Genomic DNA, 14,795 nt, shown 5'->3' on the forward strand with positions numbered 1-14,795 from the left:
TTACTTTTGTTCATCCGGTTCACGCAGGACTTAGCCCGCCTGACGCAACACGTCCAGAAAGGCCGGACCAAAACGTTCTGCACGTCGGTCACCCAGCAGTCGTTCCAAAGCAGGCGCATCCGGCGATGGCATCTGTGCCACCTTCGCCAACAGTGACGCAGAGCAGCTCAGAGGTTTGTCCACACCTTCGGCGCCGCGGGCCAAATCAGCCTGCGCGGCAAGTAGTTGATCATAGACAGACCCGGCCTCGCGCCCGGCCAATTTGCGCCGGGTTGGGTGCATCTGCTGCGCCTCACCCACGATAACCTCTAAGAAATCAGCGCCATAGCGTTCTAGTTTCTTGGCGCCAACCCCGCTGATCCCGGCCATGTCATCCAACGTTTGCGGGCGGGCCTGCGCCATCTCGATCAGGGTGCGGTCGTTGAAGATCACATAGGCGGGGACGTTGGCGGTTTCTGCAAAAGCGCGACGTTTGGCCTTGAGCGCGGACAGCAGCGGCGCGTCTTCTTCGGCCACCATCGCCTTGACCGCCGGGCGCCGCGATGCGGTTGCGGCCCGGATACTATCGCGGCGCAGCGAAATTTCTGCCTCGCCCCGCAAAATCGGCAGCGCCACATCGGTCATCCGCAGGGCACCGTGCCGTTCCGGGTCAGGGCGCACCAAATCATGCCCCATCATCTGCCGAAAAACAGCCTGCCAACCGCGCCGGTCATATTCCTTGCCCACCGCAAAGGTCGGCAGGCTATCGTGCCCACGTTGGCGGATTTTATCCGTCATGTTGCCCAGCAAAATATCGATCAGATGCCCGGCGCCGAACCATTCATCCGTGCGCAGGATCGCCGATAGCGCCTTGCGCACCGCTGTCGTCCCGTCGAACACGTCTGCAGGCCGGTCGCATAAATCGCAATTGTTGCAGGTCACGCCGTGTTCGTCGAAATACCCCAACAACGTGGCGCGGCGACATGTCAGCGCCTCGGCCAAACCCAACAATGCGTTCAATCGCGCGTGGTCTGCGGCGCGTCGTTCTGGCGGGGCCAGACCTTCGTCAATCTGCGAGCGGCGCAGGCGGATGTCTTCGGGCCCAAATAACGTTAACGTTTCGGCGGGCGCGCCATCACGCCCCGCGCGACCGATCTCTTGGTAATACGCTTCGATAGATTTGGGCAGATCGGCGTGGGCCACCCAACGGATATCGGGTTTGTCGATGCCCATGCCAAAGGCCACCGTTGCCACGACGATCAGCCCGTCTTCGCGTTGAAACCGGGTTTCGGCATCGCGACGATCGTCGGCCTGCATGCCCCCGTGGTAGTGCATCGCGGCATGCCCGGCGTCACGCAACGCCTTGGCGAGGCTTTCTGTTTTGGCCCGCGTTCCGCAATAAACGATGCCCGATTGGCCTTTGCGCGCGGATGCAAAGTCGAGAATCTGCCGCCGGGGGCCATCCTTGGCGGCAAAGGCCAGATGGATATTGGGCCGGTCAAACCCACGCAGAAATGCACGGGGGGCTTCGCCATCAAACAGTTTTTCAACGATTTCAACGCGCGTTTCGGCATCCGCGGTGGCGGTAAACGCCGCCAAAGGCACGTTTAGATCGCGGCGCAACGCGCCAATGCCCAGGTAATCGGGGCGAAAATCATGGCCCCATTGGCTGACGCAATGTGCTTCATCGACGGCGATCATAGACACGTTGGACCGCCGCAATAGCCCCACGGTGCCGCCCGCTGCCAACCGCTCTGGCGCCATATACAGCAGCTTGAGCCGCCCCTCGGCGAGCGCATCAAACACCGCATCGGTTTCTTCTGGCGTATTGACGGATGTCAGCGCGCCCGCGACCACGCCCGCCTCTTGCAGGGCGCGCACCTGATCGCGCATCAACGCGATCAGCGGCGAAATCACCACAGTGACGCCATCACGCATCAGCGCAGGCAATTGGAAACACAGGGATTTACCGCCACCCGTCGGCATAATCGCCAGCACGTTTTCGCCTGCGGCCACGGCCTCGACGATTTCACCCTGACCCGGACGAAAGCTCTCGAAGCCAAAGACAGTGCTCAACAGCTCCGACGCGCCCGACATGCCTATTCCTTATGATTGATCTGCTGTTTGCCGCAGACTCACATACTCAGGAATCGCGAGCAAGCCCCGATAGCCCATCGGCCCACACTGCGGTCAGACGCTAGAGAAACAGCGCGTAGTTGTTCACCAGCACGATCCGCAAAATCGCGACCGCCAACAGCACTGCCAGCGGCGCAAGGTCGATCCCGCCCATCTGCGGCAAAATCTGACGCACCCGGCTATAAATCGGGTCAAGGATACGGTTCAACATATGCCAGATCTGCGCGACCAACTGTTGTTGGGTGTTCAACACCTGGAAATTGATCAGCCAGCTCATGATCACATGCGCGATGATGAAAAACCACAGCACGTTCAGCAGCAACATCAGGATTTCGAACAGCGATTGCATCGGCAGACCTCTCTTTGCGTGATGTCCAGTTAAGCAACGCGCCCGCATTTCGCAAGGCCGCAAGCCCGTCATGGTTGATCAAACCCAAAGCGAGGCTTGCCTGATACGGTTACGCCTGCTCTACCTGCGCCACCAAAACAAGGCAGGCATCCGCGATGAACACCGCACGCAAACGCATCTGGGGGTGGTACGCCTTTGATTGGGCCAGCCAGCCGTACAACACCTTGTTGATCACGTTTATCTTTGCCCCCTACGTGGCCGAAATCATGCAAGACGGCGCGCAGGCGCAGGCGGCATGGGGGTTTGGCATTGCCGCGGCGGGCATTATTATTGCCGTGCTTGCCCCCGTTTTGGGCGCGATTGCCGACACAACGGGCGGGCGGATCCGGTTCATTTGGGGGTTTTCGGCGCTGTATGTTGTGGGCAGTGCCGGGCTGTGGTTGGCCAGCCCTGATGCGTTTAATCTACCGCTGGTCTTGGGCCTTTTCGTGCTGGGTCTGATCGGGATGGAATTCGCGACGATCTTTGTAAATGCTATGTTGCCCGATCTGGGCCCGCGCCAAGACATCGGCCACATTTCGGGTACCGGGTGGGCCATCGGCTATGTTGGCGGGCTGGTCACTTTGGTGGTTATGCTGCTGTTGTTCGCCGAAAACGCCGAGACGGGCAAAACGTTTATCGGGCTGGACCCCGCGCTGGGGTTGGACCCGGACACCCGCGAGGGCACGCGGTTTTCCGGCCCGCTGACCGCGCTGTGGTACATCGTTTTTATGGTCCCGTTCTTTGCGTGGGTGCGTGACCCAAAACCATCCGCGCCCGCAGCCGGGGCCGTGCGCGCCGCACTAAGTGATCTGCGCGCCACCCTGCGCCATTTACCCAAAACGCCGTCGCTGTTTTCGTACCTTGGGGCGTCGATGTTTTACCGCGATGCGCTCAACGGGATCTATGCGTTCGGGGGGATCTACGCGCAGGGCGTGCTGGGCTGGTCGGTGGTGGACACAGGGGTGTTCGGGATCGTTGCGATCATTGCGGGTGCGTTATTTGCATGGTTGGGCGGCAAAGCCGACGTCTATTTTGGCCCGGCGTGGGTGATCCGACTGTCTATCGTTGTGCTGACCGGCGTCGCCATCGCTATTGTTTTCGTGTCACGCGACAGCCTCTTTGGCATCGCCGTGCCCACAGGCAGCAGCGCGCCCGACATCGCATTTTACGTCATCGGCGCGCTGATCGGTGCCGCTGGTGGCACGTTGCAATCGGCAAGCCGCACGATGATGGTACGGCAAGCCAACCCAAAACGCATGACCGAAGGGTTTGGGCTATATGCGTTGTCCGGCAAGGCGACCAGTTTTCTGGCGCCGCTTCTGGTCGGCATTGTTACCGCCATAAGCGGGTCTCAGCAAATTGGCGTCACGCCGATTATCGGACTGTTCATATGCGGGTTGATCCTGTTAGCTTGGGTCAAGCCGAATGGAGATTTCAGCACATGACACTCCGCCCTCTTGCCGCCGCCCTTGCCCTGACGGTTGGTCTTGCCGCGTGTTCGGACGGGACCCCACAATCGACGACGCAGGCCTCGGCGATTTTGCCCACCATCGGCACATCGGGGCACGCGCAAAGCGACAAACCCGCCAAACAGCTTTTTGGGGCGAAACAAGCCGCCTCGGCCGGGACGCCTGCGCCCTTTGGCAGCTATGCCAAGGGATGTGTTGCAGGCGCCGCGCAGTTGGCCGAAACGGGCCCCACATGGCAGGCCATGCGGCTGTCGCGAAACCGCAATTGGGGCCACCCTGCCACCGTCGCCTATGTTCAAGATCTCAGCCGCGCGGCCGCGCAGCAACCCGGCTGGAACGGGCTCTATGTCGGCGATTTAAGCCAGCCGCGAGGGGGGCCGATGCTATCTGGGCACGCCAGTCACCAGATCGGGCTTGATGCCGATATATGGCTGCGGCCTGCCGATAATCTTGCGCTGTCTGTGCCACAACGTGAAAGCATTTCTTCCATTTCCTTGCGCCGTGATCGCGGCGCGTTTGTGAACGAAAACTGGACCCCACAGCACCACGAAATCCTGAAAGCGGCCGCTTCTGACCCACGCGTTGCGCGGATTTTCATCTTTCCCGGCGCCAAAGTTCAGATGTGCAAAGACGCCACGGGCGACCGCAGTTGGCTCAATAAAATCAGGCCGTGGTATGGGCACCACTATCATTTCCATGTGCGGCTGGCCTGCCCGGACGGGGCGAAAGGCTGCATTGATCAGGCACCACCCCCCGCAGGCGACGGATGCGCCGATGCGCAGGCTTGGGTCAACAACATCCTGAACCCGCCACCACCCGACCCAAACGCCCCGGCACCCAGACCACGCCGCCAAATCTTGCTTGCCGATTTGCCCCAACAATGCGCCGACGTCTTGCAGTAACGCTGCTGACAGGTTTAGGTCTCGGTGGCGTGCTCTGGATTCTAACGGCGTATCCGGGCCCATGGGAAGGTGACCAACCTGCGCAGCATATTAGCAGTTTCACGTGGGACGTTCCGCGCACGTGGTTCGGTGGCCTTTCGGGTATCGAAATGACCGACGACGGCGCAAACATCACGGTTGTCGCTGATACTGGGTTCATGGTGTCGGCGACCTTAAAGCGCCGCGATGGGCACATCACAGACGTCAAAATTCAAGATATCGCACCCCTGAAAGTTGACAGATCCAAACGCGCAAATCGCACGTACACCGATGCCGAAGGCTTGGTCACCTTACCCAACGGTATGGTGATGATCGCATTCGAACGAGAACACCGCGTGCAACGCTTTGACATGGATGGAGCGCCGCAAAGCCCCCCGCTACGTCCGCCCAGCAGTTTTGGACTGGACCATAATGCAGGGTTCGAAGCCTTAGCCCGCCACCCTGACGGCGCGCTTTACATGCTTCCAGAACGTACGATCTGGTCCCGTACCCCGATCCCGCTCATCCGGTACGACGGCGCCTCATTTGAGCAGGTCGGCACGATCCCACGGCGCGGCAGTTTTCTCCCCGTTGGGGCAGATTTTGACGAAAACGGGCGCCTGTATGTCCTAGAACGCTCGGTCACACCGCTCGGCTTTCGCACGCGTGTGCGCCGGTTTGATCTGAACGCCTCGCCCTATTCCGAAGAAACATTGCTCATGACCGGCCCCGGCATCCATGATAATCTCGAAGGCCTCAGCGTCTGGCACGACAACACTGGCGTGCGCCTCATCATGGTATCCGACAACAACTATCAGTTCTTCCAACGGACCGAATTGGTCGAATACAGCCTTACTGAGTGACTTGCACCCGCGCGTCAGACCACATAAAGACCCATCGTCGGTCATGAGATCCGACCAAGTGCCGCACCCTTGCCAAAACGGATACATCATATGACACGTGCTCACCTTCCCGGTATTCTTGCCATGGCCGCCATTGTCGTGGCCTCCAATATTCTTGTTCAGTTTTTGTTCGGCCAATGGCTGACGTGGGGGGCGTTTACGTATCCGCTCGCGTTTTTGGTGACCGATGTCATGAACCGCGTTTACGGCGCAGGCCCCGCGCGGCGCGTTGTATTGGTCGGGTTCTTGGTCGGGTTGGTCTGTTCGTTGATCGGCACCCAGATTATCGGTGAATTCGGCCCACTGGTGACCGTGCGCATCGCGCTTGGTTCTGGGTTGGCATTCTTGACCGCACAACTGCTGGACGTGGCGATCTTTTCGGCGCTGCGCGACGGGCGGTGGTGGCGCGCGCCGCTGGCCTCGACCCTGATTGGCAGCACCATAGACACCGCGCTTTTCTTCACCATTGCCTTTGCCGCCAGCCTTACGTTTATCGAACCCGGCAATGATGTCAGCTGGGCCGGGGATATTTTGCCTGTTCTGGGTGTGGGCCCCGCAGCACCGCTGTGGGTGTCACTGGCGGTCGCGGATTGGGCGGTCAAACTGTCGCTCGCGCTGATCGCGCTGGTGCCCTTCCGGCTCATTACCGCTCGGCTCGCCCCCGCGCATTAAGGTTTTGTTTACAAAAAATCGCTTGGTGATTTCTGAAACCTGTGCGACGTTTCTTATATCAGAAACAGATAGGTAAAGGAGGTGATCCAGTGTCAAGAACGGTATTGGAGCGAGGTGTCGGAACAGCTTTGGAGGTCGCCTGCTGAGGCAGCCCTTGATGGGCAGAACTCCTGAGTGGACATCGGTCTAACCGATCCCCCTCCTGAAACCATTCGATTGGGCCGTACTGCAAAGTGCGGCCCTTTTTCGTGGCGTCATTTCGTGCCAAAAGGCAGATATGTTGCGCATCAACGAACATATTAGCATCGACGACTGGGAACTGACCGAGAACTTTGTCCGCGCCTCTGGGCCCGGCGGGCAGAACGTCAACAAGGTCGCCACCGCCGTGGAACTGCGGTTCGAGGCGGCCCGATCTCCGTCTTTGCCTGACCCGGTCAAGACGAGACTAAAGCGGCTGGCAGGCAGACGGTGGACAACCGAAGGCGCGCTGATCATCCAATGTGACGAAACCCGCAGCCAGGCGCGCAACCGTGACATCGCCCGCGATAGGCTCGCCGACCTGATCCGCAAGGCGCTTGTGGCCCCCAAAAGACGCATCCCGACAAAGCCAACATTTGGGTCCAAAAAGCGCCGTCTCAAGGCTAAGAAAACCCGTGGAGAGGTCAAAGCAATGCGCGGCCCGATCAAAGATACGGACTGACACGGGTACGAAAAACCGGGCGCATTTTCTGCAACTGCACGGTACGTAATGGCCCCTGTATGGGGCACTATTAGCCGAATAAAATGCCCAAATTCATGGTTGATAAAAAGTTAATATTGTTACGGTGCAATATTTTAGCACCAATCAAGAGGTACGCACCTCAAAAATATATCGACATGAGGTACGCCCCTCATCTAGCGTCGAGCTGTCCAGATGCCGAATCGGGGGGGACCGATTGGGCGGGGCAATAGGGAGGTATCATATGACATATTCAAAACTGACGGCCGTCAGTGTGTTGAGCTTGGTTGCAACAGGCTTTGGCGCATCCGCACAGGCCGATGATCTAACATTGTGTTGGGCGGCTTGGGATCCGGCAAACGCATTGGTCGAGCTTAGCAAAGAATTCGAAGCACAATCCGGCCACACAATGAACTTTGAGTTCATCCCATGGCCCAACTTTGCCGACCGGATGCTGAATGAATTGAACTCGAGCGGCGACCTTTGCGATTTGCTGATCGGCGACAGCCAATGGATCGGCGGCGGCGCGGAAAACGGCCATTACGTCAAGCTGAACGATTTCTTTGCCGCCGAAAGCATCGCAATGAGCGACTTTGCCGATGCGACGGTTTACGCCTATTCCACGTGGCCCAAAGGGTCCGAAAATTACTACGCACTGCCCGCCATGGGCGACGCAAACGGGTGGTTCTACCGCAAAGACTGGTTTGCGCGCGAAGACATCCGCGCCGCATTCAAAGCAGAAACCGGCCGCGAATTGGCCGAGCCCACCACCCAGCTCGAACTGCTCGAGGTTGCGCAGTTCTTTCAGGAACGCGAGATCGACGGCAAAACCGTTTATGGCGCTGCGATCTTCACCGAACGTGGGTCAGAAGGCATCACCATGGGCGTGACCGGGGCGCTGTACCCGTGGGGGTTCAAATACGAAACGACGCCCGGTTCATACGATATGGAGGGCGCAGTAAATTCGCCTCAGGCCGTAGAAGCGTTGGAATTCTATAAGGAATTCTACGAAACTGCGACACCGCCCGGCTACACGAATTCCTATATGGGTGAATCGCTGGATGCGTTCAAATCGGGCCAGGTTGCGATGGCAATGAATTGGTTCGCGTTCTTTCCGGGGCTTTACGCCGATCCAAACACCGGCGGCGAAAAGATCGATTTCTTTGTGAACCCGCCGCAAAATCAGGCCGGGTCGACATTGGGCGGTCAGGGGATCTCGGTTGTGTCTTATTCCGAAAACCAAGACGCCGCGCTTGAGTATATCAAATGGTTCGCCAACCCCGAGGTTCAGCAAAAGTGGTGGGATCTGGGCGGGTACTCTGCCCACAATGATGTGCTGGAAAGCCCGACCTTCAAGGACAGCGCGCCCTTTGCAGGTGACTTCCTAGAGGCCATGGGTGCCGTGCAGGATTTCTGGCAAGAACCGGCCTATGCCGAACTGTTGCTGGCGATGCAAAAGCGGGTCCATGACTATGTCGTCGCCGATCAGGGCACAGCGCAAGAAGCGCTGGATAAACTGATCGAAGACTGGACCGAAACCTTCGAAGACGAAGGCAAACTCTGACCCGACCCACATGGGCGGCATAACCCCCGCCCTGTCCGATCTCTCAACCCGTAGGGTGCGCCTTTGGGCCACCCTACGCCGGGAAAGCTGTGCCAGATGACTGAAACCCCACTCGACCGTGTTGCGGCGACAACGCCACCAGCGATGGCCCGCAAGATCAAAGGCCTGAGCGACCGCGCCATTGCCTGGATCTTTGTCGGGCCCACGATTTTTCTATTGCTCGCGATCAATATCTTTCCGCTAATCTGGACGATAAATCTCAGCTTTACGAATTTCCGTGCCAACCGTCCCAACCGCGACGTCGAATACGTTGGCTTGCGCAATTACGAACGCATCCTGAACGATTCAGACATCTGGCTGAACATGCAGGCCACGGCGCATTTCTTGTTCTGGACCATTGCGTTGCAAGTTTTGATTGGGTTCACCCTTGCGTATCTGATCAACAAGAAATTCAGAGGCAATGATCTTTGGACGACCATTATCGTCCTGCCGATGATGCTGTCGCCAGCCGTTGTCGGGAATTTCTGGAAATTTCTGTACCAACCGCAGATTGGCCTGTTCAACTACATCATTGCGTTTTTCACCGGCAAGGAACCATCTAGTTTCGAAATGCTCGGATCTGTTGATCTGGCCCCGTGGTCTATCGTGATTGTCGACACCTGGATGTGGACGCCCTTTGTGATGTTGATTTGCCTTGCCGGGCTGCGGTCCATTCCCAACTACATCTACGAAGCCGCCGAGGTCGACCGCGCGTCCAAACTGCGGCAGTTTTGCACGATCACGATCCCGATGATCTTGCCGTTTCTTATGCTGGCTGTGCTGTTCCGTGGGATCGAGAACTTCAAGATGTTCGACCTGGTTGTGCAACTCACTGGCGGTGGGCCCGGCTCCACGACCGAACTGACGTCTATCAACCTCAAGCGTGAGGCGTTTGAGAAATGGCGCACGGGGTATGCGTCGGCCTACGCGATCATCTTGTTTGTCACGGTGTTTGGTCTGGCCAGCATCTACGTCAAAGCACTGAACAAAGTGAAGGAGCGGTGATGCCCACCCACCAAGCACACCTGTCCAAACGCATCACACGAGACGTCGCCGTGCTGTCCAAGGCCGCGGCAGCCTGCGCCGCCATGGCCCACCACGCAAACACCAACGCAACCCCCGACCCTGCGGAGACCCCGTCATGAGCAGTTTCTCGGTCACCCGCCCCAGCGCCCGATCCAAGTGGTTCGCGGGGTCTCTTGTGATCCTATACGCATTGATCACCATGATACCGCTGGCGTGGATCATGCTGACGGGTTTCAAATCACCCGCCGATGCGATCAGCTACCCACCCAAGGTGTTCTTTGAGCCGACCCTCGAAGGATACGTCAACCTGTTCACCACCCGCACCCGCCAAACCGAAGAATTCCTCGCCGCCAACCCGTCACAAACGTGGTACGATGACATCGTGCGCCAATACGATATGGTCATCGCTGGCCCCTCTAAATTCGGCGAACGGTTCCTGAATTCGGTGATCATCGGCTTTGGCTCGACCTTCCTGAGCATTTTTCTAGGGACCCTCGCCGCCTATGCGTTCAGTCGGTTCAAAATCCCGCTGGCCGATGATCTGTTGTTTTTCATCCTGTCCACACGGATGATGCCGCCCATTGCCGTGGCGATCCCGATTTTCCTGATGTACCGCCAGCTGGGCTTGTCGGACACGCATTTCGGTATGATCATGCTGTATACGGCGGTGAACATCAGCCTCGCGGTTTGGCTGCTCAAGGGGTTCATCGACGAAATCCCCCGCGAATACGAAGAGGCCGCGTTGATCGATGGCTACACCCGTTTTCAGGCGTTCTACAAAGTCGTGCTGCCACAAGCCGCGACAGGCATCGCCTCGACCGCGATATTCTGCCTGATCTTCGCCTGGAACGAATACGCCTTTGCGGTGCTGCTGACCTCGGGCACGGCACAAACGGCGCCACCCTTTATCCCCACAATCATCGGTGTTGGGGGGCTCGACTGGCCCGCCGTCGCCGCAGGTGCCACGATCTTCCTACTGCCTGTCATGATATTCACCGTGGCCCTGCGCAAACATCTGCTGCGTGGCATCACCTTCGGAGCCGTACGGAAATGAGCACCTTTATATCCGGTCTTTTGCGCCTAAAACGCGGCCCTTGGGAAATCGTCGCGACGATCCTGATCGCGCTTGGGGTGTTCATGCTGATGCAACCCTTTGTGATGTGGGGGTTCACCTATTCCTTCATCACCACACTTATCGGCACGGTGATGTTTATCATCGTCAGCCACTTTCCGGAGTAACCGCGTGGCCCAGATTATCATCAAAAACGTCCGCAAGGATTTTGGCGCGTTCACTGCGGTCAGGGAATCCAGCTTTACCATCGAGGACGGCGAATTTTTCATGCTGTTGGGGCCGTCGGGCTGTGGCAAAACCACAACCCTGCGCATGATCGCCGGGCTGGAACTGCCCACCGGCGGCGAGATTTACCTCGACGGCGAAGAGATCAGCCAAAAGCCCCCCAGCCAACGCGACATCGCCTTTGTGTTCCAGATGTTCGCGCTGTACCCGCATATGAATGTGCGGAAAAACCTCAGCTATCCTTTGGTCAGTCAGGGCATGCCGCGCGCCGCCGTCAAGGCCAAGGTCCACGAGGTCGCCGAGATCCTTGGCATTACCGACATCCTGAAAAAACCCGTGGGCGGCCTGTCGGGCGGCGACCGTCAGCGCGTGGCCCTTGGGCGTGCCATCGTGCGCGACCCCAAGGCCTTTATGATGGACGAACCCCTTGGCGCGCTGGATGCAGAGTTCCGCGAACATATGTCTGAAGAACTGCGCGCCCTGCACGACCGCATGGGCGCCACCACCGTTTACGTGACCCACGACCAACTAGAGGCAATGCAGATGGGTGACAAGATCGTGGTGATGAACAACGCGGTCGTCGAACAATTCGGCACACCGCAAGAAATCTACGACAAGCCCGCAACGATGTTCGTGGCCGATTTCATTGGCTCGCCGTCGATGAATTTTCTGCGGTTCAACGGTGCGGTGGCCAACGGCGCAGACAGGGTCGACCTGCATGGGAATTCCATGGCCGTGCCCCTCCAAAGACAGGGCGCGTCTGGCAAGCTGGTGTTTGGCGTGCGCCCCGAACATGTCACGTTATCTGATGCGGGCACTTACCGTGGCGAGGTGCTAGCCACCGAATACCTGGGCACCACGCAGATCATCACGCTAGATACCCCCAACGGCGAACTAAAGGCGCGCGTGCCTGCCGGTCAGGTCGCAACTGTGGGCGAAAACATCGGGCTGCGGTTCAAACCCGACACCATCACGTTGTTCGATGAAACCACCGGCGGCGCGCTCCGCTCTGCGCTCAACGAAGGGAGCCTCGCCCATGGCTGAAGTCATCCTGAAAGCGGTGTCCAAATCCTTTGGCGATACGGCGGCTGTGGCGGGCATAGACATGACGATCCCCGACGGGGCGTTTGTGGTGCTATTGGGGCCGACAGGGGCTGGCAAAACCACCACCCTGCGCCTGATTTCCGGGCTGGAAACGCTGGACGCGGGCAGTATCAGCATTGGCGGGCGCGACGTCGCCGACGAAACGCCCGCCCAGCGCGACGTGGCGATGGTGTTCCAGCAATATTCGCTTTATCCGCATCTGACCGTGCGCGAAAATCTGGAATTTCCGCTGAAATCGCCTATTCTTAGCACGCCCAAAGACGAGATCACCCGCAAGGTCAACGAAGTCGCAGAGGTGCTGCAAATCGCGCACAAACTCGACAACAAAGCGACGGCCCTGTCGGGTGGTGAAATGCAACGCGTGTCTATCGGGCGGGCCTTGGTGCGCGAGCCACAGGTCTATTTGATGGACGAACCCCTAAGCTCGCTTGATGCCAAATTGCGCACCGACCTGCGGATCGAGCTCAAGCGCATTCAGGCCAGCCTTGGTGCCACGATCTTGTATGTGACCCACGATCAGATCGAAGCGATGACCATGGCGACCCACGTGGGTGTTCTAAACGAAGGACGGCTGGTGCAGTTCGGCACCCCGCGCGACATCTACGAAAACCCCAATTCCGTCTATGTTGCCTCGCGTTTGGGTCAACCGCGCATCAACATCCTGCCGGCCGATCTGTTTGGCACGGCCCCCAAAGGCGCGCATCACATCGGGTTGCGCCCCGAACATGTGACCCAAGGCACGGGCCGCGCCGCCCGCGTCACCCGGCTGGAACGACTGGGTGATCACACGCGCCTGCACCTTCACCTCGATGGTCATGACATCATCACCCTGGCCGACCCCCACGCCGATTACACCCCCGGCAACGAGATCCAGATTACGCCGCAAGACCCCTTGTGTTTCGACACACACGGCGGCCGTATTTACGAATAAGGAACCGATCATGGCACAGTTTATCAACGGCAAAGACACATTGGTCACCGACGCCATCGATGGGCTTTTGGCGACATCAGGCGGCGCGTTGCACCGGCTCGATGGGTATCCGCATATCAAGGTGGTCTGCCGCAGTGACTGGGATAAATCACGCGTCGCGCTGATATCGGGGGGCGGGTCCGGGCACGAACCTGCCCATGCGGGGTTTGTCGGCCCCGGTATGCTCACCGCTGCCGTGTGTGGCGAAGTCTTTGCCTCGCCGTCGGTGGATGCGGTCCTTGCGGGTATTTTGGCCGTCACGGGGGCTGCGGGCTGCTTGCTGATCGTCAAAAACTACACCGGCGACAGGCTGAACTTTGGCCTCGCCGCAGAGCGTGCGCGCGCGTATGGATTGCAAGTGTCCATGGTGATCGTCGATGACGACATCGCCCTGCCAGACCTGCCGCAACCGCGCGGTGTCGCGGGCACATTGTTCGTGCATAAAATCGCGGGGTATCTGGCCGAAACCGGCGCCGATCTGGCCACCGTGGCACAGGCCGCCCAAGACGCCGTGACCGACATGGCCTCTATCGGGACATCGCTGGATACATGCACCGTTCCCGGTTCGCCCAAAGAAGACCGCATCGCCGCTGGCATGGTCGAGTTGGGCTTGGGTATTCACGGCGAGGCCGGGGTGCAACAGGTGGCCTTTGACGGCGCCGCATCCGCGATGGGCATGGTGCTAGACAAGCTGGCACCACATATGGACGGTGATCGCCACGTGGCGCTTGTGAACAATCTGGGGTCAACCACGCCGCTGGAAATGGCCGTGTTGGCCCATGCGCTGACGACCTCGCAAAAGGCCCGTCAGATCACCGCGGTGATCGGCCCCGCCCCGATGATGACATCGCTGGATATGCATGGGTTTTCCGTATCGGTCTTGCCGCTCACGCCCCAGCGGGAGGCCGCGCTGTCGCACCCCGTGCCGATGCACGATTGGCCGGGGATGACGGCGCTGGCACCTGTGACCGTCAAACCCCTTCCAGATGGGCTAAGCCCGATCCAGCCGATCCCGTCCGAAAACCCAGCCACCCGTCACCTGATCGAAACCTGTTGCGATCTGTTAATCGCAGCCGAAACGGACCTGAACGCGCTTGATGCGAAATCGGGCGATGGCGATACCGGCAGCACGCTAGCCACTGCGGCGCGCGCGTTGAAAGGATCCATGGACCGGATGCCACTGGCGGACCTGACGCAGCTTTTCCGTGCGGTCGGGAACGAGCTTAGCCAGACCATGGGCGGGTCATCTGGTGTTATCCTTGCGATCTTCTTTGGCGCCACCGGCGATGCCTGCGCCAGCGGTAAACCCACCACCGAAGCCTTGAAAACCGGCCTTGAGCGGATCAGTCAGGTCGGCGGCGCCCAGCAAGGCGACCGGACCATGATTGATGCATTGCACCCCGCGCTGAATACGCTGCATATAGGCATTGCCGACGCCGCGCGCGCCGCCCGCACAGGTGCAAATACCACCGCAACCATGGGCCGCGCTAAGGCCGGGCGCGCCGCATATGTCCCCGAAGAAAACCTGATCGGGCACACGGACCCAGGCGCCGAAGCCGTGGCCCGCCTGTTTGAAGGACTGGCCACCACGATGGATGGATAACACGC

General features: G+C 59.1%; 15 protein-coding genes. 13 read left to right on the top strand and 2 right to left on the bottom strand.

Features of this window, described 5'->3' with window-relative positions:
• Window positions 1-30: 30 nt before the first annotated feature.
• Both recQ and ABJH13_RS16915 read right to left on the bottom strand, forming a co-directional pair.
• Window positions 31-2,076: a DNA helicase RecQ gene (gene recQ, locus ABJH13_RS16910; protein WP_348407386.1), complete on the bottom strand. Its 2,046-nt coding sequence runs from the start codon at window positions 2,074-2,076 to the stop codon at window positions 31-33.
• A 100-nt stretch (window positions 2,077-2,176) separates the two neighbouring features.
• Window positions 2,177-2,464, bottom strand: a complete 288-nt coding sequence (locus ABJH13_RS16915) for a YggT family protein (protein WP_348407387.1) — start codon at window positions 2,462-2,464, stop codon at window positions 2,177-2,179.
• 155 nt (window positions 2,465-2,619) lie between these two features.
• On the opposite strand from ABJH13_RS16915, the gene ABJH13_RS16920 reads away from it, so the two are divergent.
• The 13 genes from ABJH13_RS16920 to ABJH13_RS16980 all read left to right on the top strand — a co-directional run bounded on the left by ABJH13_RS16920 (window position 2,620) and on the right by ABJH13_RS16980 (window position 14,790).
• Complete coding sequence (locus ABJH13_RS16920; protein ID WP_348407388.1) at window positions 2,620-3,951, top strand: MFS transporter; 1,332 nt, start codon at window positions 2,620-2,622, stop codon at window positions 3,949-3,951.
• Complete coding sequence (gene mepA / locus ABJH13_RS16925) at window positions 3,948-4,877, top strand: penicillin-insensitive murein endopeptidase (protein WP_348407389.1); 930 nt, start codon at window positions 3,948-3,950, stop codon at window positions 4,875-4,877. The genes ABJH13_RS16920 and mepA overlap by 4 nt, the downstream gene beginning before the upstream one ends.
• 29 nt (window positions 4,878-4,906) lie before the next feature.
• The gene (locus ABJH13_RS16930) at window positions 4,907-5,758 is read left to right on the top strand and encodes an esterase-like activity of phytase family protein (RefSeq protein ID WP_348407390.1); all 852 of its coding nucleotides are present in this window, start codon (window positions 4,907-4,909) and stop codon (window positions 5,756-5,758) included.
• A 90-nt stretch (window positions 5,759-5,848) separates the two neighbouring features.
• The gene (locus tag ABJH13_RS16935) at window positions 5,849-6,469 is read left to right on the top strand and encodes a queuosine precursor transporter (protein WP_348407391.1); all 621 of its coding nucleotides are present in this window, start codon (window positions 5,849-5,851) and stop codon (window positions 6,467-6,469) included.
• 277 nt (window positions 6,470-6,746) lie between these two features.
• On the top strand, window positions 6,747-7,169 hold the full coding sequence (arfB, locus tag ABJH13_RS16940; RefSeq protein WP_348407392.1) for an alternative ribosome rescue aminoacyl-tRNA hydrolase ArfB: 423 nt from the start codon (window positions 6,747-6,749) through the stop codon (window positions 7,167-7,169).
• Between the two features lie 262 nt (window positions 7,170-7,431).
• Window positions 7,432-8,751, top strand: coding sequence for an extracellular solute-binding protein (locus tag ABJH13_RS16945; protein ID WP_348407393.1), 1,320 nt, complete (start codon window positions 7,432-7,434; stop codon window positions 8,749-8,751).
• A 96-nt stretch (window positions 8,752-8,847) separates the two neighbouring features.
• On the top strand, window positions 8,848-9,795 hold the full coding sequence (locus tag ABJH13_RS16950) for a sugar ABC transporter permease (RefSeq protein ID WP_348407394.1): 948 nt from the start codon (window positions 8,848-8,850) through the stop codon (window positions 9,793-9,795).
• Window positions 9,795-9,935 carry a hypothetical protein gene (locus tag ABJH13_RS16955; protein WP_348407395.1) on the top strand — a complete coding sequence of 47 codons (141 nt, stop codon included), beginning with the start codon at window positions 9,795-9,797 and terminating at the stop codon, window positions 9,933-9,935. The genes ABJH13_RS16950 and ABJH13_RS16955 overlap by 1 nt, the downstream gene beginning before the upstream one ends.
• Window positions 9,932-10,870 carry a carbohydrate ABC transporter permease gene (locus ABJH13_RS16960; RefSeq protein ID WP_348407396.1) on the top strand — a complete coding sequence of 313 codons (939 nt, stop codon included), beginning with the start codon at window positions 9,932-9,934 and terminating at the stop codon, window positions 10,868-10,870. The genes ABJH13_RS16955 and ABJH13_RS16960 overlap by 4 nt, the downstream gene beginning before the upstream one ends.
• Window positions 10,867-11,055 carry a hypothetical protein gene (locus tag ABJH13_RS16965; protein ID WP_348407397.1) on the top strand — a complete coding sequence of 63 codons (189 nt, stop codon included), beginning with the start codon at window positions 10,867-10,869 and terminating at the stop codon, window positions 11,053-11,055. Before ABJH13_RS16960 ends, ABJH13_RS16965 begins: the two co-directional genes overlap by 4 nt.
• A gap of 4 nt (window positions 11,056-11,059) precedes the next feature.
• The gene (locus ABJH13_RS16970; protein WP_348407398.1) at window positions 11,060-12,157 is read left to right on the top strand and encodes an ABC transporter ATP-binding protein; all 1,098 of its coding nucleotides are present in this window, start codon (window positions 11,060-11,062) and stop codon (window positions 12,155-12,157) included.
• On the top strand, window positions 12,150-13,148 hold the full coding sequence (locus tag ABJH13_RS16975; RefSeq protein WP_348407399.1) for an ABC transporter ATP-binding protein: 999 nt from the start codon (window positions 12,150-12,152) through the stop codon (window positions 13,146-13,148). The genes ABJH13_RS16970 and ABJH13_RS16975 overlap by 8 nt, the downstream gene beginning before the upstream one ends.
• 10 nt (window positions 13,149-13,158) lie before the next feature.
• Entirely contained in the window at window positions 13,159-14,790 is a 1,632-nt protein-coding gene (locus ABJH13_RS16980; protein WP_348407400.1) for a dihydroxyacetone kinase subunit DhaK, read from the top strand.
• Window positions 14,791-14,795 lie beyond the last annotated feature (5 nt).

It is taken from the genome of Roseobacter sp. (genome assembly GCF_039970775.1).
Taxonomy (GTDB): Bacteria; Pseudomonadota; Alphaproteobacteria; order Rhodobacterales; family Rhodobacteraceae; genus Roseobacter.

Bases quoted from the DNA above. Each gene is read 5' to 3' on its own strand.
- ABJH13_RS16920 (WP_348407388.1), top strand. From the start codon at position 2,620: ATGAACACCGCACGCAAACGCATCTGGGGGTGGTACGCCTTTGATTGG.
- ABJH13_RS16950 (WP_348407394.1), top strand. From the start codon at position 8,848: ATGACTGAAACCCCACTCGACCGTGTTGCGGCGACAACGCCACCAGCG.
- recQ (WP_348407386.1), bottom strand. From the start codon at position 2,076: ATGTCGGGCGCGTCGGAGCTGTTGAGCACTGTCTTTGGCTTCGAGAGC.
- ABJH13_RS16975 (WP_348407399.1), top strand. From the start codon at position 12,150: ATGGCTGAAGTCATCCTGAAAGCGGTGTCCAAATCCTTTGGCGATACG.
- ABJH13_RS16945 (WP_348407393.1), top strand. From the start codon at position 7,432: ATGACATATTCAAAACTGACGGCCGTCAGTGTGTTGAGCTTGGTTGCA.
- ABJH13_RS16955 (WP_348407395.1), top strand. From the start codon at position 9,795: ATGCCCACCCACCAAGCACACCTGTCCAAACGCATCACACGAGACGTC.
- ABJH13_RS16935 (WP_348407391.1), top strand. From the start codon at position 5,849: ATGACACGTGCTCACCTTCCCGGTATTCTTGCCATGGCCGCCATTGTC.
- ABJH13_RS16915 (WP_348407387.1), bottom strand. From the start codon at position 2,464: ATGCAATCGCTGTTCGAAATCCTGATGTTGCTGCTGAACGTGCTGTGG.
- ABJH13_RS16960 (WP_348407396.1), top strand. From the start codon at position 9,932: ATGAGCAGTTTCTCGGTCACCCGCCCCAGCGCCCGATCCAAGTGGTTC.
- ABJH13_RS16980 (WP_348407400.1), top strand. From the start codon at position 13,159: ATGGCACAGTTTATCAACGGCAAAGACACATTGGTCACCGACGCCATC.
- mepA (WP_348407389.1), top strand. From the start codon at position 3,948: ATGACACTCCGCCCTCTTGCCGCCGCCCTTGCCCTGACGGTTGGTCTT.
- arfB (WP_348407392.1), top strand. From the start codon at position 6,747: ATGTTGCGCATCAACGAACATATTAGCATCGACGACTGGGAACTGACC.
- ABJH13_RS16965 (WP_348407397.1), top strand. From the start codon at position 10,867: ATGAGCACCTTTATATCCGGTCTTTTGCGCCTAAAACGCGGCCCTTGG.